Origin of the sequence: Nocardiopsis endophytica (assembly GCF_027706725.1) — a bacterium.
Classification (GTDB): domain Bacteria; phylum Actinomycetota; class Actinomycetes; order Streptosporangiales; family Streptosporangiaceae; genus Nocardiopsis_A; species Nocardiopsis_A endophytica.
This window is the reverse complement of the sequence record NZ_JAQFWQ010000007.1, coordinates 26,061-50,475: the sequence shown is the minus strand read 5'-3', so window position 1 is coordinate 50,475 and position 24,415 is coordinate 26,061. Positions and strand designations below refer to the sequence as shown.

Genomic DNA, 24,415 nt, shown 5'->3' with positions numbered 1-24,415 from the left:
CGGACGGGGCCGGTCGGGCGGCCGGGGCTAGGGTCGCAGGCGTTCCGCCCCCTCCCGACTCTCTGGAGGCCGACGTGAAGTTCGGTGTCAACATCCTCAACTTCGGCCGCTACGCCACACCCGAGCACCTGGCGGGCTGGGCCGCCTTCGCCGAGGAGCGCGGGTTCCACTCGGCGATGATCTCCGACCACATCGCCGTCACCCCGGACGTGGCCGCGCAGTACCCGGCGCCCTTCTACGACCCCTTCGCCACGCTGGCCTGGCTGGCCGGGAAGACCTCGCGCGTGGAGCTGGGCACCACCGTGGCGGTGCTGCCCTACCGGCACCCGCTGGCCACCGCCCGCACGGTCGCCAACATCGACAACTTCAGCGGCGGACGGATGGTCCTGGGGGTGGGCGTGAGCTGGCCCGAGCAGGAGTTCGCGGCCCTCGGCGTGCCCTTCGGCAAGCGCGGGGCGATCGCCGACGAGTACCTGGAGGCGATCATCGGCGCCTGGACCCACGACACGGCCTCCTTCGAGGGGCGGTTCGCCTCCTACACCGACGTGGCCACCGAGCCGCGGCCGGTGCGCCGACCGCACCCGCCGGTATGGGGCGGCGGGGCCAGCAGGGCGGCGATGCGGCGCGCGGTGCGGTTCGGGCAGGCCTGGCACCCGGTGTACCCGCCGCTGGGGTGGCTGCGCGAGGAGGGCCTGCCGGCGCTGCGCGCGCTGGCCGAGCAGGAGGGGCGGCAGGTCCCGGCGTTCGCCCCGCGCATCCGCCTCGAAGTGGCGGGCCTGCCCCTGCCCGACGACGAGCGCCGCGCCGGGGAGGGCAGCCTCGAGCAGATCCACTCGGACCTGGAGGAGCTGGCCGCCATGGGCGCCGAGCACGTCCTGTTCGACACCTACCGCGGAACCCCCGACCTGCTGCGCCCGCCCGAGGAGGAGCAGCGCATGCTCGCCGAGGTGGCCGAGAAGGTCGTGAACCTCGAGGCGGGCACCCTGCGCTGAGAGCCGGCCTGCCCGGGGGATGGGGCTGGCCGTGGAGGGCTCCGCCCCGGTCAGGACACGGCGCAGTCCCCGGCGTGCGGGGGCCGGCCCCCGCACGCCGGGCCTTCCCGAACCCTGGCTCCGCGCCCCCGCCCCCTCGGGGGCGGGGCCTCCTCACCGGCGGGCCGCCTCCTCCTCGCCCGCCAGGGCCACCAGCGCGCGCTCGGGCGCGGCCCACTCGTCCACCTCGACCTCGTCGCCCACGGCGACGGGGCCGGGATCCAGGACCGCGAACTTGGCGCCGAACACCACGCCGCCCTCGGCCCAGCGGCGGTAGGAGGCCAGGGTCCGCAGCGGCTCGGGCCCCGCCTTCTCCCCGGTCTCCTGGTCCACCGTGGTCACCGCGCAGCGCTTGCACGGCTTGGAGAAGCCCAGCCCGGTGCCGCCGATGCGCATGGTGAGCACGCCGTCCTCGGTGTGCGGCTCGGGCCAGCCCGACACGACGATGTTGGGGCGGAAGCGGTCCATGGGCAGCGCCGGGGCCCCGGTCTCGGCCAGCCGCGCGTTGAGCAGGTCCAGGGAGGACAGCGAGAGGACCAGGGCCGAGCTGCTGTCGGCGAAGGCGCTGGTGCCGGTGAAGTGCCCGTCGACCACGCGGTCGTGCCCGGGGGCCACGCGGACCAGGCGGCTGGGTTCGCCGAGGACCGCGGTGAGCCAGCGCGCGGCCTCCTCGCCCTGGTCGACGGCGCCGAAGGGGCGCCCGTGCATGGTGACGCCGGTCCGCGGCCCATCGGCCCGGACCGGGATCCGGGCGGGTGCGGTGCCCGGGGCCTCCAGGAGCAGGTGCGCGCCGCCGTCCTCCACGGTCGGGCGGATGAGCGCCAGACGCGGGCTGCCCCGCTGGCTGCGGAAGACCCCTTCGGCGTCGACCACCATGAACGCCCGGTCGTGCGGCAGCCCGGCCGGTGTGGACACGGCCCGGCTCACAGGCGACCCTGCGCAGCCTTTGACCGGGTAACTGATCAGTGCGGAGACTCGCGGCATGGCGACGACGCTACCGGGTCCCCGCGCGCGAACCGAGTGGAGCCCGCCGCCCGTGACGGTGGCCCGCGCTCACTCTGAGCGATCGCCAGCGCCGGCGCAAGGGCCGCCGACCGTTGCCGTCGCCCTTCGCGCTTCGATCCGGCGGCCCGGGGAGGCCGTGCGGATAGGCGGGCGGACCGCAGGGGTCCGGCCCCGCCGACTCCGCCGCCGAGCGCCGCCCCTGCGTCGTTGACCTCGGGAAATGGTCCCCTAAAAGCGGTCCGGCAGCATCGTTTCCCCCGAGGTCAACGCCGGGCGCACCCGCCTGTCCACGCGCCCTATTCGCCCGCCCCCCCGCCGCTGTCCGATCCCGCCCGCTATTGCTCCGCGAGGGCGCGGGACATGATCGCGGCGACGACCTCGGACTTGGCGTCGGCGTAGTGCTGTACGTGCCGCCATGTGCGCTCGGCCAGGCGGCGCTTGGTCTCGGCATAGGTCCGGCGGTCCTTTTCGTCGGCCCTCAGGTGGTCGCGGAAGGCCAGCATCCGCCCCGGCTCGTCGCTCTCCCGCCCGAACACGTGCAGGTTGACGTCGGTGTCGGGGCCGTTTAACAGGCGGTGCTCGTGCCAGTCGGGCTCGCGGACGCGCAGTACGTACCCCTGGGCCCGCAGGTCGGGCGCGTAGGCGTCCTCGTCGGCGGAGTCGGCCACCACCAGCAGCACGTCGATGACGGGCTTGGCGCACAGCCCCGGCACCGACGTCGAGCCCACGTGCTCCAGCGCCAGGGCCCGCTCCCCCAGCGCCGCGCGCACCCGCCGTGCCTCCCGCTCGAACAGCTCCGGCCAGCGCGGGTCGTACTCGACCAGGTCGATGGGCGCCTCATGCGGGCGCACACCGCCCTGGGTCACCGCGGCCAGCTCCTCGTCGCTCCTGGGGGCGGACCCCGGATGCCCGCCCGCTCCGTCCGCTGGAGCCATCGGCCCCTCCTCTCCCTTCGACCGCCCGCCGCCCCGGGCGGGGCGGGGCCCTCCCCATGGTGCCGCCCCCTTCCCAACGGCGGGGCGGGTGTGCCATCCTGGATTTGGGCAGTCGCCCAAGGCGAACGCCCAGAACGATCGACCAAGAAGGAGCACGCCCGTGGCCACCAGCGCCGAACGCGGACGCCAGGTCCGCAGCCGACTCCTGCAGGCCGCCGCCGAACTGGTCGCCGAACAGGGCTGGAACGCGGTGAGCACCCGCATGGTCGCCGAACGCGCGGGCGTGGCGCCCGGCCTGGTGCACTACCACTTCGCCTCGCTGCCCGCCCTGCTGACCGAGGCCTCCGTGCAGGTCATGGAGGCCGTCGTCGAAGGGGCGGAGCAGGGCCTGTCCCAGGCCCGTACTGCCGCCCGGGCCCTGGAGCTGATGCTCGCCGACCTGGACCGCTACCCCGGCGACGACCCCGCCTCCCGCCTGGTCAGCGAGGCCATGCTGGCCGCCGGACGGGACGAGGGCCTGCGCACCGCCATGGCCGGACTGCTCGCGCGGTTCCGCGCGCGGCTGGGCGACCGCCTGGCCGCCCAGGGGGTGCCCGACCCCCACCGCACCGCCGCGGTGCTGGCCGCCGCCCTGGACGGGATGATGCTCCACCGCACCCTGGACCCCGAACTCACCTCGACCGCCGTCGCCCCGGTCCTGGGCCGCCTGCTGCAGGACGGCACCCCGGGCACGGCACAGGAAGGACACCCATGAAGGCCGTCGTCTGCGGCGCCGGAATCGCCGGACTCGCCGCCGCCCACCGCCTGGCCCACCACGGCCACGACGTCACCGTCCTGGAGAAGGCCCACGCGCCGCGCCCCCAGGGGTTCATGATCGACTTCTTCGGGCCCGGCCACGACGCCGCCCGCGCCATGGGCCTGCTGCCCGCCCTCGACCGGGCCGGGTACCGCTTCCGCGACGCCGCCTTCGTCGACGAGGCCGGGCGCGTACGCGCCACCGCGCCCTTCTCCGCCTTCGCCCAGGCCATGGACGGGCTGATCTCCATCCTGCGCCCCGACCTGGAGCACGTGCTGCGCACCGCCCTGCCCGACGGCGTGGAACTGCGCTACGGCGCCCGCGCGACCGGCGCCGAGAGCGGGTCCGACGGCGCCGCAGCGATCCTCGAGGACGGCGAGCGCGTGGAGGGCGACCTGCTCGTGGGCGCCGACGGCATCCACTCGCCCGTGCGCCGCGCCCTGCTCGGCGGCGACGAGGGCCGACTGCGCCACCTGGGATTCCACGCGGCCGCCTACACCTTCGAGGACCCGGAGGTGCACGCCCGGGTCAAGGACCGCTTCTTCTTGACCGACACCACCGGCGCCCAGATGGGCCTGTACGGCCTGCGCGACGGACGGGTCGCCACCTTCATCGTGTTCCGCAGCGACGACCGCACCCTGCCCGAGGACCCGCGTGCGGCCGTGCGCCGCGCCTGCTCCGGGCTGGGGTGGCTCGTCCCGCGCGCGCTGGAGGCCTGCCCCGAGCCCGACGAGGTCTTCTACGACCTCGTCGCCCAGAGCGAGGTGCCCTCCTGGTCCAGCGGGCGGGCCGTGCTCGTGGGCGACTCGGCCTACGCGGTGTCCCTGCTCGCCGGGCAGGGGGCGTCCCTGGCCGTCGGCGGCGCCTACCGCCTGGGCGAGGAGCTGGCCCGCGCCCGCAGCGTCGAGGAGGGGCTGCGCGCCTACGAGCGGGGATGGCGCCCGGTGGCCGAAGAGCGGCGGAGGGCGGCGCTGCGCACCGCCAAGTGGTTCCTGCCCCGCTCCCGGGCCCGGCTGCGGGCCCGCCGCGTGATGCTGGGCCTGCTGGGGCTCCCGGGCACGAGCACGTTCCTGGCCCGGATGCTGACCGGCAAGCCCGCGGCGGCGGCCCCCAAGGGCGGCGGCCGGACCGGCGTGCCCGCCTCCGCCCCGTCCTCGGGCGACGGCCGCTGAGCGCCGGACCCGCGGCGCCGCGGTTTCCACCGGGCGGCCCCGGCGGGCACAATCGGCCCGTGGACGGCATCGAGATCAGCACCGACCCGGCGCGCATCGACCGCGAGTGGCTGTGGGAGGCCCTGAGCACCAGCCCGGACGTGTACTGGGCCAAGTTCCGCACACGCGAGATGTTCGAGACCCAACTGCGCGCCGCCTGGCGCCTGGTGGGCGCCTATGAGGCCGGCACCGGGCGCATGGTGGGCTTCGCCCGCGCCGCGAGCGACGGCGCGGCCCTGGCCTACCTGGCCGACGTCTACGTCGCCCCGAGCGCGCGCGGCCGCGGCCTGGGGCGGGCGATCCTGACCGCGATGATCGACGACGGGCCCGGCCGCGACTTCCGGTGGATGCTGCACACCGACGACGCGCACGGCCTCTACGCCGAGTTCGGGTTCGCCGAGCCCGACACCACCTACATGGAGCGCCGCCCGCGCATGCCGCACGTGCGGCCGTGAGCCGTGCGGCCGAGCGGGTCCGGGGCGAATGCGGACGGGGCCGGGGAGGATGCCCCACGCCGCGACCGCTCAACGGGGACGGACGGGGTTCGGCAGGAACCGGCGATAGCGGCCACGGACCGCACCGGATCGCGCCGAGTTCCCTGGCGTTGTTCCTGGCCGCCGGCTCGATGACAGGGAGTCCGGCGGCCCCATGGACGGCGTCTTCGATCGGTCCATCGTCGTGCAGCTCAACGTGGAGGACATCCGGGACGAGGAGTCCGTGTTCGCCCCGTGGAGTTCGTTCGACCTCGCCGCCTCCTCTGGTGAGGAGCTCGGGGCGGCGCCGATGACCACGGGTGTCATGCGCGTGGCCGGTCTCGACGACGGGGGCTCCATCGGCGCGGGCGACACGCGCTCGTGCATGCTCGTGTACGACGTCTCCGACGATGTCGAGCCCAAGGGGCTGATGCTACCGTCCAGCGGCTTCGCCTGCGATACCGAGTGCACGATGATCTTCGAGCAGGCGCCCCGAACGCGTGGCGGGCTCTGCCGGATCCCCGACGAAGCGTCATCGAAGATGAGATCCAGGAAGGCCTGGTATGAGGAGTCCGACCACCGACCCCCAGCACATCGCCGAGGGCTGGCGGTTGCGCGCTCACCCCCGATCGGCGCACCGGGTCATGCCCGGCGGAGCCGACCCGGTCGTCGGCTCCGGCAGCACGTGGATCAGGTTGCGCCTGTTCGCCGAGGAACACACCACGTTCGCGCTACAGCGCAGGCCGTACTTCCCGTTCGCGGGGACACCGGTCGTCCTGATCGACGGTATTCCCGCTCTTCAGGGGTTCGGTGAGGCCGCCGTGGAGGTCTCCCGGAAGCGCCACCTGGTCGAGGTGCAGGGCGGTGGCAGCCGCGGATGGTGGATGGTCGACGGGGCGGCCGCGCCTTTCGACGGCCCGGCGGCCGAGCTCGACTTCTACAACGACGTCTGCAATCCGCGCCATCGATGGTTCGAGAGGGACGTCCTGGGGGCGGCCTGGTTCTTCGGTCCACCCGGCAGTCGCGCGATTCCCAAGCACAACTACGACAGCACCAAGGGGAACGCCCCGAACGGGGTGGGGATCTTCATTGCGTGGGTGGCGTTGACGGCGCTCGGCGCCGTCGTGTTCAGGCCGGACGGGGGCGCGGTCGCGGCGTTGATCGCCGCCGTCGCCCTCCTGCCCGCGGTCCTGCTCGCGATCGGCGCCGAGCGGGTGCTCGACTGGAGCGAGCGGCGCCCGGTGGACCGCCACGAGCGGCTCCAGCGGTCCGTCCCACTCGAATCGGGCGACACGCCGGTCACGCTGCTGGGCAGGCAGGCGGCGCCGGTGCCCCGGAGCGGGCCCGGGGCGGCCGGGCTCGTCGTCGACCTGCGCTTTGAGCAGGTCTGGCAGCGCGTCAGGGTGACCGGGTCGAAGCCGGTCTCGCGCATCGAGAAGCGGACGTACATGTTCCCCGGCCTGGAGTACCTCGAACCGGGCGTCGACGACGCGGCATGGCACAACCTCATCAGGTACGGCGAGCCGCTCGGCGCGGTGGAGCGCCCGTGGATGGAGGCGCCGGCCGTGTACGTCGACGGCCGCCGTGTGGAGGCCCGCTGGGCCAGGATCCATCTGCGTCTCGAGCCCGGTGGGCACCGGCTGCGGGTCGAGGTTCCGCGTTTCTCACGCGGTCCCCGACGCCCCGACGGCGCCGGCGGCACGGTGGTCGCCGAGTCCGATCTCACGATGGTGGCCGGGGAGACCGCGCTGGCCGACGTGCTGGCCGAGACGGTCCTCGACGGCGACGGGGCGTCCTTCGAGTACGAGGTGGTCGAGCTGAGTTCGACCGTGCGCAATCGCGTCGCCCGGCTCGAGACCTATCGGCGGCCGCGCCCGCCGCTGCGCCACGAGGGATCGGACTTCCAGAGCCCGGCCTTCAGCTTCAGCCTGGAGGTCACCGGCTAGGGCGACTCCGTTGAGCTCGGCGTTCAGAGCGGGTGTCGTGGTTCCCCGTCACGGATCAGGATCCCGTCGGCCCGCAGCCCTCTGCGGTATCGGGCATGCGCACTCCTCGAATCCCCAGCCCTATGCCCAGCCCCGGCACCGGGCGCCCCGGCTCCCGCCCGGTCGGCAGTACCGCGGCCGACGCAGTGCCCTCCAGCCGGTCGGGGACCGGCCGCTGGTCGTGCGGAGGCGGAGGACAGGGCGCACTCGTGGGCCCTCGGGCGGGCGGTCCCGACCGCGATGATCGACGACATGCCGCGGCCGCTCAGGTCCCCCGGGTCAGCGGGCCCGCCGCCCGAGCCCGGCGAGGAGCGGTGCGTAGTGGCCGCCGTCCCCCTCGGCGAAGGCGGCGAGCATGGCGGCGGCGTTGTCGCGGTCGGTCCGGTCCGGTTCGTCCGCGGCCGACTCGTTCTCCAGCACCCACGTCTCGAGCATGACGGAGTAGCCCACGAGCACGTCTGGGCCGCCGGCCGCCTCCAGCGCCGATTCGGCGATGCGGGCGACCGCGCCCCGCCGCGGGGCGCGGTCGCCGCGGCCGTCATGGCGGTCGGCGCTGTCGGAGCCGTCGGGGCCGAAGGCCGTCTTGACGGTCTCGTTGAGGTCGACCGCGGTGGGCGCGACGACGGCGAACTCCAGGTCGAGCAGGGCGACGACCCGTCCGTCGCGCCACAGCGTGTTCGGCGTGCACAGGTCGCCGTGGTTCAGGGCCGGGGCGGCGCTGGGCAGGGCGGCCCAGAAGCGGTCGAGTACCCGGCCGAGCCCCTCGGCCTGGGGCGCGGTGAGCTCGCCCGCCGCGACGAGCCGTTCGAGGCGGGCCCAGGCCTCGCCCGGGCTCCGGGGGAAGAACGGCGACCGGGGGCGGGCGTGCGGTGCGGCGGCGGCCGCGTCGACGCGGTGGATGTGGCGGGCCCGCTCCCACATCTGCTCAACGGCGCGCGACCGGGCCGCAGGATCCAGCGACGGCCAGACCTCCTCCAGGTTCTGCCCGGCCACCCGCCGGGTCAGCACCCACTCATGGCCGTCCCGGACGCCCGAGCCGACGATGGGCGGGTAGCCGACCTCCTCGGGCAGGAGCCCGACGAGCCGCACCTCGCGGAGCAGGTCGGTGGTTCCGGGCCGGGTGGCGACGCGCACCACCAGCTCGTCCGCCAGCCATGTGGCGTTGGTCCAGCCCCGGCCCCGCTCGGCGCCGAGCAGGTCCTCCCCGTGCTCGCGCAGGATGGCCCCGGCCACGCGTTCAGAGGTTCCGGGAGCAGGTGTCGGTGCCGGTGTGCCGCCGTGTGTCACAGCGGCACGCTAACAGGCCCCCGGACCGGCGCACGAGCGGTTATCCGAGCCCTCCCGGCGGCGGCCCGCCCGGCCCTTCCCGGGGCGGGTCAGGCCGCCCGGGTCCGGTCGGCCCACTCGCGCAGCAGCGCGAAGTCCTCCGCGGCCAGCCCGCGGGAGGCGTCGATGCGCAGCAGCAGGCAGTGCGCCGGGTGGTGCAGGTCCAGCCACTCGCGGTCGCGCTCGCCCGGCTCGTCGTCGATCCAGGCGAAGGGGCGCTCACCGGCCCAGGCCGACAGCTCGCGCGTCTTCCAGTGCAGCCCTGCGGGGTCGGGGGTGCGCGGCGCCGACCACCGCACCACCGGCAGCTCGGGCAGCCCCAGGTGCGGGCCGATCCAGGTGTTGGCGTCGTCCTGCCAGGTGGTGGCCCAGACCGGCTCCATGGGCAGCTCCAGCAGCAGCGGGCCGTGGGCGGGGTCGAGCCGCACCGTCAGCGGCGGCACGCGCGCGTGCGGCATGCCGGGGAACTCCTCGACCCAGGTGTCGGGCTTCATCTGGTGGGAGGTGTAGCCCTTGGGGCCGGGGAAGGCCCGCTCAAAGGGGTTCAGCGGGCCGTCGACGTCGATGAACAGCAGGGGGAGGCTGCTCGCGGGGATCAGAAGGGCCTCCTTGAAGGCTGGTGCGGGGGCCGGGGCGCGGTCGGCGCCCCGTCTTCCATTTAGGACGCCCGCTGGCCCCGATCCGTTCCCGCCCCGTCCCCCTGTTCCCTCCTCGGACACGCCCCGCCCCTTGGGGCCGGACGGCCGTCCGGCCCCAAGGGGCCCCTTCCTCGTTCTGGCCGGGCCGCCTCAGGGGCTCTCCGCCGCCTGTCCGGCGCCCGGCTCGGTCCCCGGGTAGGTGCCGAAGGTGAAGGTGTTGCCCTCCGGGTCGGCCACGGTCACGTTGCGCGATCCGTAGTCGGTGTCGCGGGGCTCCCCCAGGACCTCGGCGCCGTGCTCGACAGCGCGCGCGTGCACCCGGTCGGGGTCGGCGGTGACCACGTAGACCGTCCCGGGGCTGGGCTGCTCATCGGAGCCGAACATCAGCCCGCCGCCCTCGGGCCAGCGGACCTCGCAGTGCTCGATGCCCCCGGAGCCGCGTACGGTCAGCGCCTCGGTGAAGCCCAGCACCCCGGTCAGGAACTTCAGGCCGGCCTCGGCGTCGCGGTAGCCCAGCGCCGGCCACACGCCGGGCCCCGGCACGGGCGTGGTGGATGCGTTCTCACTCATGCCCTCAGGATGGCCCGGCGGGCACCGGGAGGTCTTGAAGGAATGGGAGCTCGTCGCGGATCCACTGGGTCGGGGTGCACCCGGCCAGCTCGCGCCACTCGTTGGTCATGTGGGCCTGGTCGGCGAACCCGCACGCGGCGGCCACCGACGCCAGCCCGGGCGGGCGCGCGCGCAGCGCGCGGGTGCTGCGCTCGAACCGGGCCAGGCGGGCGGCCTGCTTGGGCGTGACGCCCACCTCGGCGCCCATGCGCTGGGCCAGGTGGCGCCTGCTCCACCCCACGCTGTCGGCCACCTTCTGCACCCGCACGGGCCCCTCGGCGCGCAGCAGCCTCCAGGCGAAGGCCAGCTCGGCGGGGGCGGAGCCGCGCGCGCCGGAGCGCTCCAGCCCCCACAGCAGCGCGCGGTCCACCTCGGCGAAGACCTCCGCCCACCCGCGGGCCCGGGCCAGCCGCTCGGGCAGCAGGCGCGCCCAGGGCACGGGCAGGTCCGCGGCGTCCACCGCGGTACCGGTCAGCTCGGCGGCACCGACCCCCAGCAGCGCGCGCACCGCCAGCGGATGCACGGCGAGCTGGACGCCGCGCTCGGGCCCGCACCGCCCCAGCAGGACGGGGCGCATGTGCAGGCCCCCGACGACGGCCTGCAGACGCACCGGCCCCTGCTCGGCGCCGGGTCCGCCCAGCAGGTCCATGGGCTCGCGCAGGGACACCGCGACGGTGACGGCCCCCGAGGGCAGGCCCAGGTGGACCGGCGGCCCGCCGCCCCGGTGCTCCTGGGCGTAGCCGATGTAGGGCGCCACCATCCCGGCCAGCGCCGGGTGGGGACGGGCGGTGCGGAACTCCTCCACCCTGCCCACGGTAGCCGCCCGCACCGGGGCGCGCCCGCCGCGCCGCGGCTCACGGAAGCCCGCCGGCCAGCAGCAGGATCGCGACCGTGTGCGCCACGGCGGCCGGCGCGACGCCCCAGCGCATGCGCAGCAGGGCGCAGATCAGCCCCTCGTAGAAGGTGAAGGCCAGCAGGGGCCACCCCGCGCCGGTCACCACCGAGGCGAGGAAGGAGTGGCAGGCCGCGAACAGCAGCGCCGAGGCCAGGGCCGCGCGCAGCGGGGAGGTCTCCTGCTCCAGCCGCCCCTGGAGGAACCCGCGGAAGAGGACCTCCTCGGCGAGGTTGCCGCCCGCGCACACCAGCAGCAGGGCGGGCAGGAGCGCGGCGGCGACCTCGCCGCCCCTGGCCTCCGGCGGGGTTCCGGCGGCCGCCAACAGCAGGGGGGCGGCGGCCAGCACGCCGCCCGCCGCCCCGGCCGCGAGCGGGCCGGGGCGGGCGCACCAGCGCACCAGGCGCCGCAGGTCCGGCAGGAGGGCGAGCATCGCCGCGGTCGCGGCCAGTGCCCCCGCGCCCAGCGCCGCCAGCGACCAGGGGTCCTCGGCGAAGCGGATCCACAGCACGCCCTGCCCGGTGCCCAGCCGCCACAGCCCTGCCGGGGTCATGGCGTCGCGCACCAGGATGAAGGCCAGGACCAGGACGAGGACGGGCCACAGCGGCTCGCGCACACGGCGCCCGGCGGCCAGGCAGGCCACCAGCAGCACCAGGCCGGGAGCGGCGATCGGCAGGTAGGCGGACAGTGCGGCGGGCACGGCGGCACCTTTCGAACGGCGGCAGGAGGACAGGGGGCGGCGCGCCCGGTCCGGGCGACGGGTATGTCCGGAGCGCTCCCCTGCACCACCATGATGTGAGCAATGCTCAGATTCCGGTACTCGCGTTGGAGGGCCCATGGAGCACGGGCGCCGAAGCCCCCGCCAGCAGCGCTCACGCCAGACGGTGGCCTGGATCCTGGAGGCCGCGGCTCAGCTTTTCCGCGAGCACGGGTACCTGGCGACCACCACCAACAAGGTCGCCGAGCGCGCCGGGGTGTCCATCGGGTCGCTGTACCAGTACTTCTCCGACAAGGACGACCTGCTGGCGGCCTTGGCCGAGGAGCACATGGAGCGCACCGCGCGCGAGGTCGAGGACGCCCTGGCCGCGTGCGCGCGCGAGGAGGCGCCGCTGCCGCGCCTGGTGGGCGCGCTGGCCGACGCCGCGGCGCGCGCGCACATGCACGACCCCGGCATCCACCCCCTTCTGATCGACCAGGCGCTGCACCGTCCCGACCTCGTCGCCCGGCTCCGGGCGGTGGAGGGGCGCATCGCCGCGGCCCTGGCCGCCGAGCTGCGCCGGGCGGGGTGCGGCGGCCCGGACCCGGAGACGGCGGCGCTCCTGGCCGTGCAGGGCATCAACGCCCAGGTCCACGGCGCGCTGCTGTGGCCGCCGCCCGGGCGCACGCGCGAGGACGTGCTCAAGGCACTGGTGCGGACGTGGACGGCGGCCCTCGGGCCGGACGGGGTCGCCTGAGGCCGCTTCCAGGGGTGCCCCCGGAAGCGGCCCAGCCCTTTTCGCCGGTCGGCGGGTCAGACGAGTCCGCCGTCGGCGCGCACGGTCTGGCCGGTCAGCCACCCGGCCTCAGGGGCGGTGAGCACCACCACCGCGTCGGCCACGTCGCCGGCGCCGCCCAGGCGCCCCAGGGGCGTCATCGCGGCGACCGCGCTCCTGCCCTCCTCAGGGACGGCGCCCCGCAGCAGGTCGGTGTCGGTGGGGCCCGGCGCCACGCTGTTGACCGTGATGCCGCGCGGCCCCAGCTCCCGGGAGGCGACGCGCGCCAGCAGCTCGCAGGCGGCCTTGCCGGCCGCGTACGCCCCCTCCCCGGGGCCGGGCCAGAAGGTCGTGGCCGAGGTGACCACCACCACCCGCCCGCCCTCCCCCATGCGCCGCGCCGCCTGGCGCAGGGTGAGGAAGGTTCCCTTGGCGTTGGCCGCCATGACGCGGTCGAACTCCTCCTCGGCCGTCTCGGCCAGGGGCGCCGAGGCGGTGATCCCGGCGTTGGCCACGACCACCTCCGGGCGCCCGGGGGCGCCGTGGTCGTCGAAGAAGGCCCCGGCCTCGGTGAACAGGCGCTCGACGTCCTGGGCCCGGTCCACGTCGGCCTTCACCGCCCGGGCGCGCCCGCCCCTGTCGGCGACGGCCCGCTCCACGTCGCGTGCGGCGCCCTCGTCGCGCGCGTAGCAGAAGGCGACCAGGTGCCCCCGGTCCGCCAGCCGTTCGACGACGGCGCGCCCGATACCGCGCGAGCCGCCGGTGACCACGGCGGTGGAAGGGGCAGGGGAGGCCGTGTCAGTGTTCGTCGTGTCCATGCGGGCACGCTAGGAACCAATGCGGACCATTCCGGTCCTCAATCGACCCGTTCACCCGCCTGCCGATGGCGGCCCGGCAGTGGTGCGGCGTTCGCCGTTCGTGCGCGGCGCCCCTCGGCGGGCCAACCCGGGCGGACGGAGAACCACACCCCCAAGGGGACACCGCCAGCCGACTCCAGCCGGTCCATACCGCCCCCGGAACGCGCCGGGCACCGGTCGGGACGGCCCGCCGCAGGCCCCCTGAGGCGCATCACCCGCCGCGCCGCTCCTCCCATTCGGGGGCCAGGACCGACCAGACCTCGATGTCCTGGCGGTGCCCGCGCAGCAGATGGCTCTGCCGGAGCACACCGTCGCGGGTCATGCCCAGCCGCTCGGCCACGGCGATGCTCGCCCGGTTCCCCGAGGCGCACCTCCACTCCACCCGGTGGAAACCGCGCTCGCGGAAGACCCAGTCGATGATCACCCGCACCGCGCGCGTCACCAGCCCCCTGCCGGTCGCCGCGGGCTCCAGCCAGCAGCCCGCCTCCGCCACACCCTGGCCCGCGTCCATGGTGCGGAACAGCACCCCGCCCACCAGCGTGCCCCCGTCCCGGATGCCGTAGATGCGCCCGGTGTCGGCGGCCGCCTTGCCCGCGTAGTCCTCCAGCACCCGCCGGGCCGAGTCAACGTCCGTGACGGCGTCGGGGAAACCGATGTAGCCCCCGATGAACTCCCGCCCCCGGTCCATGTGCGCCAGGAACTCCTCGGCCTGCCACGGCTCCAGCGCGCCCAGGACCGCCCCGCCCCCGTCGAGAGGCACCGCCAGCATCTCCGCCCTCCGTTCGCCACCGCCCGGATGCGCCCGACGCGCACCGGCGGACGATCCTTTCACGCCCGCCCCGTCCTGCCCCGGCCCGGCCCCGCCGCCCGCGCAGGGGCCGTGCACGCCGGGTGCACGGCCGGACGGCGTCGGTCAAGACGCCCACCGCATCCGTGCGAGCATGTGCCCCATGACCCTCCACCGCGTCTGCGTCCTCGCCGGGTCCGACCCGGGCACCGACCCCTCCTACACCCGCGCCGCCGAGGAACTGGGCGCCCTGCTCGCCGAACGCGGGATCGGCCTCGTCTACGGCGGCGCCGCCGGAGGCCTGGCCGGGCGCGTGGCCGACGCCGCGCTGGCCGCCGGAGGGCGCGCCACCGCCGTGGTGCCCCAGTCGATGCGCACCCGGGAGACCCTCCACCCGGGCCTGCGCGACCTGCGCACGGTGGCCACCCACCACGAGCGCAAGTCCGCCCTGGCCGAACTGGCCGACGCCTTCATCGCCCTGCCCGGCGGCCTGGACACCCTGGACCACATCGCCGAGGCGGCCTCCTGGACCCAGGCCGGGCTGCACGCCAAGCCCGTCGGGCTGCTGGACGTGGGCGGCTACTGGAGCGACCTGGCGCGCCTGCTCGACCACTTCACCCGCCAGGGGCTGATCCGGCGCCGCCACCGCGCCATCGTCGTCTCGGCCGGGCGGCCGGACGCGCTGCTGGACCGCCTCAGCGCCTGGGACCCCGACCGCGCGGCCCCGCAGGTGCCGCCGCGCGGGCCGCTGCTGGGCGCCAGCACCGTGGTGGTGCGCGAGGGGCGGGTACTGCTGGGGCGGCGCAGAGGCGCCCACGGGTCGGGCACCTGGTCCTTCCCCGGGGGCAAGGTGGACGCGGCCGAGGCCCCCGAGGCGGCCGCGGCGCGCGAACTGCGGGAGGAGACGGGGCTGAGGGCGGTGCGCATCTCCCCCATCTGCTGGACCAACGACCTGTTCGGGCCCGAGGGGCTGCACTACGTCACCCTGCACCACCGGGTGGAGGCCCAGGGCGAGCCGGAGGTCGTCGAGCCCGACAAGACCGAGGGCTGGTCCTGGCACGACTGGGACAAGCTGCCCGAGCCGCTGTTCGCACCCGTGGCCTCGCTCGCGGCCACCGGGTGGCGGCCCGACACGCACGGGCCCGCATAGCCGCCGGAGAGGAAGGGGCCGGGCCGTGGCCTCGCCTCCGGGCCCCTGGCCCGCCGCAGACGAGTGGGCCATCCGGGGCGGGGTCGCGTGGTGAGCTCACGCCGTGCAGAGGTCCGAGCAGCGGCATCCGCAGAGCGGAGGCGGCGCCGACCGCAGCCTCCGCGGGTGCTCCACCAGGCACGGCAGGCATGGCCGTCACGGGGCTGGGCCGCTACGGCCTCGGAGCCCTGACCGGCACCCCGCTCCTCCGGCGGGCGGGATGGTGTCCCGCCAAGGGGCGGAACTCTCGTCCACCGCGGCCGCCCCCGGCGGGCGGCCGGAGGCCGCCACGCCGAAGGGCAGGTCGCCGGTCACGTCCCCGAAGACGGGCCGGTCCCGTTCCAGGGCCGCCACCGGCGGGCCGACCTGGTCGAACGCGCGTCGCACCACCCCAACGGAGACGACCGCGGGCGGCCGAGGCGGCCCGCCGTGATCATGTGCGCCTTGACCCCCTATGTATACGCACGGGGAGGCGGTTCCATGAGGGCCATGATGAGTTCCAGGCCATCCGCTGTGGCCGTCGTCGCGGCCGTCGTGTTCGCCGCCACCGCCGCGTGCTCCCCTGACCAGCCGGCCGGGTCCTCCGCCGAGGAGCCGACCGACGGGTCCCAGGCTTCGGCGTCCTCACCCGAGGACGCCGCCGCCCCGTCCCCCTCCCCCACCGGCCCGTGCGCTGAAGGCACCTGCGAGATCGAGGTCTCCGAAGGGGACACGGTGGCCGTGCCCCAGGAGTTCGGCCTCGGACCGATCGAGGTGACGGCCGTCGCCGACGACGCGGTCGAGATGGCCGCGCCGCTGACGGGGTCGGGCTACAGCATCTCGGGGTGCTCCGGTGGCGGCGGGGTGACGTCGCAGGGCGGAGGCGGTGTGAGCCTGAGCTGCGAGCCGGGCACCGTCGCGACCGTCAACGACGCCATGACCCTCGAAGTCGTCGAGGTCGGCGACGGCACCGCCGTCCTGCGCATCGAACCCGCCGAGTGAGGGGCGCCTCGAGGCGCCCACCGCCCTACCGGGCCCCGCCCGGCCGCGCCTCGGGCGGGGCCTCATCGAGAAGTCCGGCCAGGGCCGCGACCGAGTCGGGGTCGGAATCGGGCAGCCACTCCGGCACGTGCTCCAGGGCCAGGCGCGCCAGGCGGACCGTGCGCTCCGGGCCGGTGCCGGATGCGGCTTCCGCCCCCTCCTCCAGCCACCGCCGCAACCGTCCGACCCACTCCTCTTCATCCTCCCGCCACACCCAGGGATCGCCGCGGGATGCGTAGGCGGTGGCGATCACGCGCTCGGCGAGGTGCTCGGGGCCGTGGGCGTCGAGCACCGCCCGCCACAGCCGGGCCGCAGGCCCGCCCCCGTCGAAGGGTGCGGCGCACGCCAGCAGCCGGAGCACCCTCCGGCGGCGTCGCGCATCCGGTTCGGCATCCAGGAGGGCGAACCACACCTGCGGGCGGGTCGTGCACAGGGCCCGCCCGCAGGCGGTCAGCCAGGCGGAGGGCCACACACCGAAACAGGCCTCGACCGGCCCCTCGTCGACGGCGTCCACGAGGCGCATCAGCAGGTCCATGACGCCCTCGCGGGAGGGGGTCCGCGGGTCCTGGGCGAGCTTGGCCAGGAAGGGGGCGGCGGCGGGCGTCGCATCGCGCAGGCACACCGCGGGGCAGATCAGGTGGTCGGGGACCAGCCGCTCGAACAGTTCCGCGAGCGCGCCGGCGCCGTCGGCGCCGTCCCACACCCGGCCGAGCAGAGCGGGGACACGGTCGACCCCGCCCAGGCAGTCGTGGCGCCGGGTCCAGTCGATCGCGTCCACGCCCGCCAGCGCAGAGGGAGCACGCGCCCAGTCCGCCGCACCGTCCTCGGCCCGCCACTCGCGGTCTGCGGCGGTGCGGGCGGGCTTCGGCTGGGACACATCCACGGCCGAAGCCTGGCGACCGACCGCCCCAGGTGTCAATCGCGCAGGGGGCCGAGGCATGCCGTCCCCTCCGGCCCGGCCGCCTCGCCGAAGGACAGCGCGCCGGTCCTGACCGAAACGCCGAGAGCGCCGGTTATCCCAGTTCAGTGGCGAGGCCGCTTCAAACCGTCATGCGCTGGGTGGGGCCACGCGAGGCCGTCACCGGCGGGCCGACCGGGCGAATGGACATCACGCCGCTGCAAGGGACACGCCCCCGTCACGACGCCGCGCTCCGACGCAGGAAGCCCTGCATGCGCCCCGCCCCCTCAGAACTCGAACGTGCGCGTGCGGCCGTCCAGCAGCGCCCGGGACGTGTGCGCCCCCCATAGCGCGCTCAGGCACTCCTCCAACTCACCCGCCAGTTCCCCCACATCACCGGCCGCCCCCTCGTGCAGGCCCTCGGCCACGATCAGCACCTCATCCGTGCCCGGCCCCACACCCGAGGCTGCACTCTGGCGCCCCGCCCAGCGCCGCGAGTGCGCCACCCGCTCCCCCTGGGCGTAGACCACCTCCCCCGGCTCGACCCGCTCCACCCGCCCCGACAGGTCGGTGAACTCCTCCCCGCCCCGGGCGTGGCGCACCAGCAGGTCCCCGCCCACCCCGGCGACGTCGATCACCGCCACCGGAACCGCGTAGGCCAGCGAGGCCGCGTTGCACAGGTCCACCAGCGGGTGCACCCGTGGCAGCGCCCCCTCCTTGCGCCAGCGCCGCAGCAGCGACTCGGCCGCGCACCGGTGCTTGGTCGGCTTGAACCCCATGGCCGCGAAAGCGCGCCTCCACGCACGGATCGACTCCAGCTCCCCCTCGGCCTCCACCCGCGCCCACGCGCGCTTCTCGAACGCCGACACCGCCTCGGACACCGGCGCCGGACCGCCCACGCCCCGCGCCCGCACCACGCCGGCCGCCAGGGAGGGGAACTTCTCCCAGACCCGATCGGAGTGCTCGAACCGCATACCTCGTCCCCTTTCCGTCTCCTCCGCCCGCCCGGTGCCGGGCGGGCCTCACACGCCGCCCACCGCCAGGCGCACCGCCAGCACGGCGAACGCCCCGGCGAAGGCGCGCCGCACCCAGGCCCCCGCGGCCCCGCCCTGCCCGATCCGGCCGCGCACCAGCGCGGCCAGGCCCCCGTACACCGCGAAGACCGCGAAGGTGACCGCCATGAACACCGCGCTGAGCACTACCATCACCGCCGCCCCGCCGGCCCCCGCCCCGCCCGGCGCGAACTGCGGCAGGAACGCCAGGAAGAACACGGTCAGCTTCGGGTTGAGCAGGTTGACCGCCACCCCCGAGGCCAGCACCCGCAGCACCGTGGGCGCCCCGGCCTCCTGGGCCGGGGCCGCCAGCGGGCCGCGCTCGCGCAGCAGCCTCCAGGCCAGGAACAGCAGGTAGGCCACGCCCGCCCAGCGCACCGCGGTGAACACCGCCGACCCGGCCTGCATCAGCGCCGCCAGCCCGCCCACCGCCACGGCGGCGTGCGGGACCGTGCCCAGCGTGCACGCCAGCGCCGCCACCACCCCGGCCCGCGCGCCGCGCCCCGCGGCGGCCGCCATGGTGAACACCGCCCCGGTGCCCGGCAGCGCGGCCACCACCAGGCACGTGAGCAGATACTCCGCCGACACCGCACCGTCCATGGGCCCCACCCTTCCGCCACAATGGACCGGTGGACAGAGCCAAAGACACCACACCCGACTGGTCCGAACGGGCGGGCGCCGACTTCCTCCAGCTCGACCCCGCCCACGCACCGCCCGGCGGGCTGTCCCACTGGATCGCCGAGAGCGTGCGCACCGCCATCGGCGACGGCCGCCTGCCCCTGGGCTCGCGCCTGCCCCCGGGCCGCCGCCTGGCCGCCGAGCTCGGGGTGGCCCGCGGCACCGTCACCGAGGCCTACCGCCGCCTGGCCGAGGACGGGCACGTGGCCGGCCGCGGCCGCGCCGGCACCGTGGTCGTCGCCGCCCCGGCCGCCGCCCCCGCGCCCCCGGCCGCAGGCACCGCCCGCGCACCCGCCGACCCCTTCACAGGCGCCCCCGGCCCAGAGGTCTTCGACGCCCTGCGCGCCGCACAGGCCCCCATCGACCTGACCCCGGGCGTGCCCGACCTGGCCGCCTTCCCCCGCGCCGCCTGGCTGCGGGCCGAACGCGCGGTCCTGGCCCAGGCCTCCCCCGGCCTGCTCGGCTACGGCGACCCGCGCGGCGCGGCCCCGCTGCGCACGGCGGCCGCCGCCTGGCTGGCCCGCAACCGCGGCATCCGCGCCGACCCCGGGCGGCTGGTCGTGGTCGCCGGGACCGCCCAGGCGCTGGGCCTGGTGGCGCGCATCCTGGCCGCCGAGCGGGTGGGGGCCGTCGCGGTGGAGGACCCCGGCTCGCTGGGGGTGCGCCAGCACCTGGCGCACTGGGGCATGGACACCCCTCCCGTTCCCGTCGACCCCGACGGGGTGCGGGTGAGCGACCTGCACGACAGCGGCGCCGGGGCGGCCCTGCTCACCCCCGCACACCAGTACCCCACCGGCGCGGTGCTGGCCCCCCACCGGCGCCGCGCCCTCATCGAATGGGCCCGCGGCACCGGCGGCCTGGTCATCGAGGACGACTACGACGCTGAGCACCGCTACGACCGCCCGCCGGTGCCCGCCCTGCGCGCGATGCTGCCCGACCACGTCTTCTACACCGGAAGCGTGTCCAAGCTGCTGGCCCCGGCGCTGCGGCTGGGCTGGGCCCTGGCCCCCGAGCGCCACCACGGCGCCCTGGTGGAGGCCAAGCGCTTCGCCGACCTGGGCAGCGCCGTGCTGCCGCAGCTGGTGCTGGCGCGCCTGATGGAGTCGGGCGAGCTGGAGCGCCACCTGCGCCTGCTGCGCAGGCGCCACCGTCGGCGGCGCGACGCCCTCATCGCCGCGCTGGCCCAGCACCTGCCCCGCGCCCGCGTGCACGGGGCGGCCGCGGGCCTGCACCTGACGGTCACCTTCCCCGGCGACTCCGGCGCCCTGGACGACACGGCCCTGGCGCGCGCGGCGCTGCGCGAGGGGGCCAAGGCGCACCCGCTGTCCTGGCACCGGGTGCGTCCCGGGGAGCCGGGGCTGGTGCTGGGCTATGCCGCGACCCCAGCCGGGCGCATGGACGAGGCGGCCGACATGCTCGCCCGCGCGCTGGCGCGAGCGGGGTGATGGGCACTCCGGGCGGAGCCGCCTCCGCCGCTCAGCCGGGCCACACCCGCGCTTACCCGCACCGCCCGCATGCGCTCAAGTCCCGCCGGTGCCGCCGGGATGGTGTGATGTCCGTTCGGCGCAGATGCGGTTGGGCGCACTCGGTCCACTGGTCGTCCGGGTGGATGGACACGCCCGTCCGAGCGCGCTCCCACCGCGGCCGTTGTCGCTCTTGGACGGGGCACCCCTCGGGGCTCCCCGACCCGGCGGCCCTCCCTTCGGCAGACGCCCGTCCTGGGCGCTCCCACCCGCCACCCCGCGCACCGCCCGCGGTCAGAACACTCGGCATCCCATCTACCGTTGCGCGCATGGAGACACTGCCCCCTGCGCCGTACTGGAACACCAACGTCGCCCGCCACCGCGGCATCCTGCGCGCCGTGCCCTCCGCGTGCGCCCGCGCGCTGGACGTGGGGTGCGGGGACGGGCTCCTGGTCCGGCGGCTCGCTGCGGTGTGTCCCGAGGTCACGGGGATCGACTCCTCGCCCGAGATGATCGCCCAGGCACGCGACCGGTATGCCGGCGTGCCCGGGCTGGAACTGGTCTCCGGCGACTTTTTGACCGCCGACCTGCCCGAGGGCGGCTTCGACTTCGTGTGCTCGGTCTCGACCGTGCACCACATGGACTTCACGGCGGCGCTGGAGCGCATGCGGGCGCTGCTGCGCCCCGGCGGGGTGCTGGCGGTGGTCGGGCTGGCCCGGGAGGAGGGGCCAGCGGACCTCGCGATCTGGGCCGCCTGCGCCCCCGTGGTGCGGGCGGTCAAGGTCGCGCGGAGGGCGCGGGGGCCGCAGGGCATGCCCGAGGCCGACCCGCAGATGAGCTACACCCAGGTGCGCCGCTCGGCCCGCCGCCTGCTGCCGGGGGTGCGCTACCGCCGCCACGTCCTGCGGCGCTACTCGCTGACCTGGCGCAAACCCCGCTCCTCGTAGGTGTGTCGTTCCGGCACGTCGGCAACGCCCGACCCGCCCTGACAAGGCCTTGAACGAGGAGAGGGCCTTCTCGGGTCCGGTGTGGACCGCGAGATCCGCACCGAAGCTCCAGGAGGCCCTCGCGCCCCACCGCAGGCGCTCCCCCTGTCCCCGACCGGGCGACTGCGGCCCGCCCGGCGCATCGTCTTGGACGGATGGGCCTGCCGCCACCGCGGAGGAGGGGGGCGGCATCGACCACCGCACTGCCCACCTGGAGGTCACAGCACCCGAGCGGACTCGTCGGATGCTCACCGAGGTGTACGGCGACCCCGGCACCGCCCCCAGCACCGTGGCGGCCCGTTCGTGAGGGGGACCGGGGCGGGGCCGACCTGACTTCGGGCCTTGGCCGACGGCCCGCCGTGGGCAGGCGCGACCGGCGGAAGTTCCACTGCTCGGCGGGACACCGTCCACGACCGGGTGCGCGTTTCGGGCGCATCCCGGCCGCCTACGGCGGAGTGTCCGCGGCCGGGGCGGCCGCGCCGAAGGGCGGGGGTCGGCTCAGGACGGGCCGGTCCCGTCCCAGGGCCGTCACCGGCGGGCCGGCCCGGGTGGGTGGAGATTTCACCCCTGTAAGGGACACGCCCCTCCGATGCGCCCGGGGGCCGGGCCCGCCCCGGCGGCCCGGCCCCCGGGCGCGGCGCCTCAGCCGCCCAGGATCTTCTCGGGGCTCTCCCGAAGGGTGCGCACCAGGTGCTCGGGGGCCGTGGCGGGCGACCCGGCCGAGTACGGCGGCTGCGGGTCGTACTCGATGCCCAGCTGAAGGGCCTGGGCGAACTCGTCGCCCTCGATCCGCCCGCACAGCTCCAGCGCCATGTCGATGCCCGCCGACACCCCCGCCGCCGTCACGTACTTGCCGTCGCGCACCACCCTCTCGGGGGTAGGCACGGCGCCGTACGCCGACAGTGCCTCCATCGCCGCCCAGTGGGTGGTGGCGGGCCTGCCCTTGAGCAGGCCGGCCGCCGCCAGCAGCAGCGACCCGGTGCACACCGTGGCCATCCACGTCGCCGTCGCGTCCACGGCGCGCAGCCACCCCAGCAGCGGCTCGTGCTCCATCAGCAGGCCCTGGCCCGGGCCGCCGGGCACCAGCACGATGTCGGGCGCGCGGACCTCCTCCAGGGACGCGTCGGCGGTGACCCCCAGCACACCGGTGTCGCTGCGCACCGGCCCCCGCTCCTCGGCGCACACCACCGTTTCGGCCCCGGGCAGGCGGGAGAGCAGCTCGTAGGGCCCCACCGCGTCCAGGGCGGTGAACCGGTCGTAAAGGACGATGGCGATCTGCATTCGATTCCTCACTTTCCGTAGTTGTCAACGGGTGCGGCGGATAGGCGGACCGCGCCGCCCCTGTGGGCGCGGCCCCTTCACCCCACCGTCAGGACACGGACCTCACGCGGCCGTGCGGAACCGCATCCGGTAGCGGCCGGGCGAGCACCCCAGCCTGCGGGCGAACGCCCGCCGCATCACCTCGGCCGACCCGAACCCGCACGCCCGCGCCACCGCGTCCACCCCTTCGTCGGTCTCCTCCAGGCGGCGCCGCGCCGCGTCCAGGCGCACCGACTCCACGTACCGGCCCGGCGTCATGCCCACCTCGCGGGAGAAGACCCGGGCGAAGTGGCGCGGGGAGAACCCGGACCGGGCCGCCAGCGCCTCCACCGACAGGTCCCCGTCCGGGTGGCCCTCGATCCAGTGCTGCAGCTCGCGCAGCGAGGGACGGTCGGCGCCGCGGGAGGCCAGGTGGGTGCTGAACTGGGCCTGCCCGCCGGGCCTGCGCAGGTAGACGACCAGCACCCGGGCCACCCACAGGGCCGCGTCCTGGCCCAGGTCCTCCTCCACCAGTGCCAGCGCCAGGTCGATCCCGGCGGTCACCCCGGCCGAGGTGGACACCTGCCCGTCGCGCACGAAGATGGGGTCGGGCTCCACCCGCACCCGGGGGAAGCCGCGCGCCAGGCTCTCGCACAGGTTCCAGTGGGTGGTGGCGCGCCGCCCGTCCAGCAGGCCCGCCTGCGCCAGCAGGAACGCCCCCGAGCACACCGAGACCACCCGGCGGGCCGAGGAGGCGTTGGCGGCCAGCCACTCCACCAGGCGCCCGTCGGGCTCCAGGGTGCCCAGACCGCCGGGCACCACCAGGGTGTCGATCGGCCCGACCCCGTCCAGGGACGCCTGCGGGGCCATGCCCAGTCCGCTGGAACAGCGCACCGCCGCCCCGTCCGCGCTGGCCTGGACGACGCGGTAGGCGGGCCCGCCTGCTTCGGCGCGGCTGTAGGCGTCGGCGACGGCGAAGACCTCCATGGGCCCGGCCACGTCCAGGCTCAGCACGCCCTCGAAGAGGGCGACGACGACGGTGCGCTCGCTCATGGCCCCAGCCTGTCCGCTGCCGGGCGTGTCGGCAATGACGGGGTCACCAACATTCCTGCCATCGCCCGCCCGCGCCCGGCCGCCCGCTATACCCACCGGCTGTTCCGGCTGCTGCCCACGCCCTTGGTCACGACGATGGCCCACCGCCCGCACAGGCGAGTCCTCTTGCCGGAACGGACCCGGATGCGGCCACCGAGCCCGCCGTCCTGCACGACCAGGCCCAGAGCGCCCTCGCAGACCACGATGTCGCCCGCCTTCGGCCGGGGCCCCATGCCCGTGTGGTCGCCCACACGGGCATGGGACTCGGCGAGGACGCCGACCGGATCACCCGGGACGACGACCGTGACCCGGCCTCTGGTGCCAACACCGTCGACGACGCCCTCCCTGCCGTCCCACACCACACGGCCCTCGCCGTCGAGGCGGTGGAGAACGAGGACCGGGTCGTTCACGTGGGCCTTGGGGCGCTGGACGGGCAGCTCGCCGGGGCTCGCCCAGGTGTGGACGGTCTGGCGGGTCACTCCGGCCGCCTCGGCGATCACCTCGACCGGTTCCCCTTGCAGATGGGCCGCGATCGCGGCCAGCCGAAGCCTTTTCGCGGCGATGGCGTACTCGGAGGAGGCGATGCGAACCGACCTCAGTCGGGGGGTCTCCGGGAATGAGCTCATGTCAGGCGATTAGACACAGGAACCGCACCTCCGGTCGACCGTGGGCGGCCGGACCGCGCCCACCGGCCCTGCGGGTTCGGGGCCGCGGCACCGGA

General features: G+C 75.9%; 25 protein-coding genes. 10 read left to right on the top strand and 15 right to left on the bottom strand.

Annotated elements, in window-relative coordinates; all coding sequences use genetic code 11:
• The first annotated feature begins 74 nt into the window (after positions 1-74).
• Positions 75-992, top strand: coding sequence for a TIGR03619 family F420-dependent LLM class oxidoreductase (locus O4J56_RS04070; protein ID WP_270683712.1), 918 nt, complete (start codon positions 75-77; stop codon positions 990-992).
• A 153-nt stretch (positions 993-1,145) separates the two neighbouring features.
• Here the strand turns inward: O4J56_RS04070 and O4J56_RS04065 are convergent, their stop codons facing one another.
• Both O4J56_RS04065 and O4J56_RS04060 read right to left on the bottom strand, forming a co-directional pair.
• A complete protein-coding gene (locus O4J56_RS04065; protein ID WP_270683711.1) occupies positions 1,146-2,015 on the bottom strand; it encodes an MOSC domain-containing protein in 870 nt (289 codons plus the stop codon).
• Between the two features lie 356 nt (positions 2,016-2,371).
• Entirely contained in the window at positions 2,372-2,971 is a 600-nt protein-coding gene (locus tag O4J56_RS04060; protein ID WP_270683710.1) for a GrpB family protein, read from the bottom strand.
• A 160-nt stretch (positions 2,972-3,131) separates the two neighbouring features.
• Here O4J56_RS04060 and O4J56_RS04055 point away from each other — a divergent pair, with 160 nt between their 5' ends.
• From O4J56_RS04055 to O4J56_RS04040, 4 genes are all read left to right on the top strand, one after another.
• On the top strand, positions 3,132-3,725 hold the full coding sequence (locus O4J56_RS04055; RefSeq protein ID WP_270683709.1) for a TetR/AcrR family transcriptional regulator: 594 nt from the start codon (positions 3,132-3,134) through the stop codon (positions 3,723-3,725).
• Positions 3,722-4,939: an FAD-dependent oxidoreductase gene (locus tag O4J56_RS04050; protein ID WP_270683708.1), complete on the top strand. Its 1,218-nt coding sequence runs from the start codon at positions 3,722-3,724 to the stop codon at positions 4,937-4,939. The genes O4J56_RS04055 and O4J56_RS04050 overlap by 4 nt, the downstream gene beginning before the upstream one ends.
• Before the next feature lie 59 nt (positions 4,940-4,998).
• Complete coding sequence (locus O4J56_RS04045; RefSeq protein WP_270683707.1) at positions 4,999-5,433, top strand: GNAT family N-acetyltransferase; 435 nt, start codon at positions 4,999-5,001, stop codon at positions 5,431-5,433.
• Positions 5,434-6,014: 581 nt separating this feature from the next.
• Positions 6,015-7,397 carry a hypothetical protein gene (locus O4J56_RS04040; RefSeq protein WP_270683706.1) on the top strand — a complete coding sequence of 461 codons (1,383 nt, stop codon included), beginning with the start codon at positions 6,015-6,017 and terminating at the stop codon, positions 7,395-7,397.
• Positions 7,398-7,715: 318 nt separating this feature from the next.
• Here O4J56_RS04040 and O4J56_RS04035 read toward each other — a convergent pair whose 3' ends face one another.
• From O4J56_RS04035 to O4J56_RS04015, 5 genes are all read right to left on the bottom strand, one after another.
• Positions 7,716-8,669, bottom strand: coding sequence for a phosphotransferase family protein (locus tag O4J56_RS04035; RefSeq protein ID WP_270683705.1), 954 nt, complete (start codon positions 8,667-8,669; stop codon positions 7,716-7,718).
• A 143-nt stretch (positions 8,670-8,812) separates the two neighbouring features.
• Positions 8,813-9,481: an HAD domain-containing protein gene (locus O4J56_RS04030; protein WP_270683704.1), complete on the bottom strand. Its 669-nt coding sequence runs from the start codon at positions 9,479-9,481 to the stop codon at positions 8,813-8,815.
• A 69-nt stretch (positions 9,482-9,550) separates the two neighbouring features.
• Positions 9,551-9,970 carry a VOC family protein gene (locus O4J56_RS04025; RefSeq protein ID WP_270683703.1) on the bottom strand — a complete coding sequence of 140 codons (420 nt, stop codon included), beginning with the start codon at positions 9,968-9,970 and terminating at the stop codon, positions 9,551-9,553.
• Positions 9,971-9,974: 4 nt separating this feature from the next.
• Positions 9,975-10,814, bottom strand: a complete 840-nt coding sequence (locus O4J56_RS04020) for a helix-turn-helix domain-containing protein (protein ID WP_270683702.1) — start codon at positions 10,812-10,814, stop codon at positions 9,975-9,977.
• 49 nt (positions 10,815-10,863) lie between these two features.
• Positions 10,864-11,601 (bottom strand): CPBP family glutamic-type intramembrane protease, encoded by a 738-nt coding sequence (locus O4J56_RS04015; protein WP_270683701.1) that lies wholly within the window; start codon positions 11,599-11,601, stop codon positions 10,864-10,866.
• Positions 11,602-11,737: 136 nt separating this feature from the next.
• Between O4J56_RS04015 and O4J56_RS04010 the strand changes: the two genes are divergently transcribed.
• On the top strand, positions 11,738-12,355 hold the full coding sequence (locus O4J56_RS04010; protein ID WP_270683700.1) for a TetR/AcrR family transcriptional regulator: 618 nt from the start codon (positions 11,738-11,740) through the stop codon (positions 12,353-12,355).
• A 56-nt stretch (positions 12,356-12,411) separates the two neighbouring features.
• On the opposite strand, the gene O4J56_RS04005 is transcribed toward O4J56_RS04010, so the two are convergent.
• Positions 12,412-13,191 carry an SDR family oxidoreductase gene (locus O4J56_RS04005; RefSeq protein ID WP_270683699.1) on the bottom strand — a complete coding sequence of 260 codons (780 nt, stop codon included), beginning with the start codon at positions 13,189-13,191 and terminating at the stop codon, positions 12,412-12,414.
• Between the two features lie 250 nt (positions 13,192-13,441).
• Positions 13,442-13,999, bottom strand: coding sequence for a GNAT family N-acetyltransferase (locus tag O4J56_RS04000; protein ID WP_270683698.1), 558 nt, complete (start codon positions 13,997-13,999; stop codon positions 13,442-13,444).
• Positions 14,000-14,180: 181 nt separating this feature from the next.
• Here O4J56_RS04000 and O4J56_RS03995 point away from each other — a divergent pair, with 181 nt between their 5' ends.
• Together O4J56_RS03995 and O4J56_RS03990 are read left to right on the top strand one after the other, a co-directional pair.
• Positions 14,181-15,167 carry a TIGR00730 family Rossman fold protein gene (locus O4J56_RS03995; protein WP_270683697.1) on the top strand — a complete coding sequence of 329 codons (987 nt, stop codon included), beginning with the start codon at positions 14,181-14,183 and terminating at the stop codon, positions 15,165-15,167.
• A 531-nt stretch (positions 15,168-15,698) separates the two neighbouring features.
• Positions 15,699-16,187, top strand: a complete 489-nt coding sequence (locus O4J56_RS03990; RefSeq protein WP_270683696.1) for a hypothetical protein — start codon at positions 15,699-15,701, stop codon at positions 16,185-16,187.
• Between the two features lie 25 nt (positions 16,188-16,212).
• Here O4J56_RS03990 and O4J56_RS03985 read toward each other — a convergent pair whose 3' ends face one another.
• The 3 genes from O4J56_RS03985 to O4J56_RS03975 all read right to left on the bottom strand — a co-directional run bounded on the left by O4J56_RS03985 (position 16,213) and on the right by O4J56_RS03975 (position 18,776).
• Complete coding sequence (locus O4J56_RS03985; RefSeq protein ID WP_270683695.1) at positions 16,213-17,109, bottom strand: hypothetical protein; 897 nt, start codon at positions 17,107-17,109, stop codon at positions 16,213-16,215.
• A gap of 302 nt (positions 17,110-17,411) precedes the next feature.
• Positions 17,412-18,098, bottom strand: coding sequence for a B3/B4 domain-containing protein (locus O4J56_RS03980; RefSeq protein WP_270683694.1), 687 nt, complete (start codon positions 18,096-18,098; stop codon positions 17,412-17,414).
• A 48-nt stretch (positions 18,099-18,146) separates the two neighbouring features.
• Positions 18,147-18,776 carry a LysE family translocator gene (locus O4J56_RS03975; RefSeq protein ID WP_270683693.1) on the bottom strand — a complete coding sequence of 210 codons (630 nt, stop codon included), beginning with the start codon at positions 18,774-18,776 and terminating at the stop codon, positions 18,147-18,149.
• Between the two features lie 29 nt (positions 18,777-18,805).
• Between O4J56_RS03975 and pdxR the strand changes: the two genes are divergently transcribed.
• Positions 18,806-20,299 (top strand): MocR-like pyridoxine biosynthesis transcription factor PdxR, encoded by a 1,494-nt coding sequence (gene pdxR, locus O4J56_RS03970; RefSeq protein WP_270683692.1) that lies wholly within the window; start codon positions 18,806-18,808, stop codon positions 20,297-20,299.
• Positions 20,300-20,646: 347 nt separating this feature from the next.
• Entirely contained in the window at positions 20,647-21,264 is a 618-nt protein-coding gene (locus tag O4J56_RS03965; protein WP_270683691.1) for a class I SAM-dependent methyltransferase, read from the top strand.
• Positions 21,265-21,945: 681 nt separating this feature from the next.
• On the opposite strand, the gene O4J56_RS03960 is transcribed toward O4J56_RS03965, so the two are convergent.
• From O4J56_RS03960 to O4J56_RS03950, 3 genes are all read right to left on the bottom strand, one after another.
• Entirely contained in the window at positions 21,946-22,584 is a 639-nt protein-coding gene (locus O4J56_RS03960) for a DJ-1/PfpI family protein (protein WP_270683690.1), read from the bottom strand.
• A gap of 102 nt (positions 22,585-22,686) precedes the next feature.
• Complete coding sequence (locus O4J56_RS03955; RefSeq protein WP_270683689.1) at positions 22,687-23,655, bottom strand: GlxA family transcriptional regulator; 969 nt, start codon at positions 23,653-23,655, stop codon at positions 22,687-22,689.
• Between the two features lie 86 nt (positions 23,656-23,741).
• Positions 23,742-24,320, bottom strand: a complete 579-nt coding sequence (locus tag O4J56_RS03950) for a helix-turn-helix domain-containing protein (RefSeq protein WP_270683688.1) — start codon at positions 24,318-24,320, stop codon at positions 23,742-23,744.
• Between the last annotated feature and the right edge of the window lie 95 nt (positions 24,321-24,415).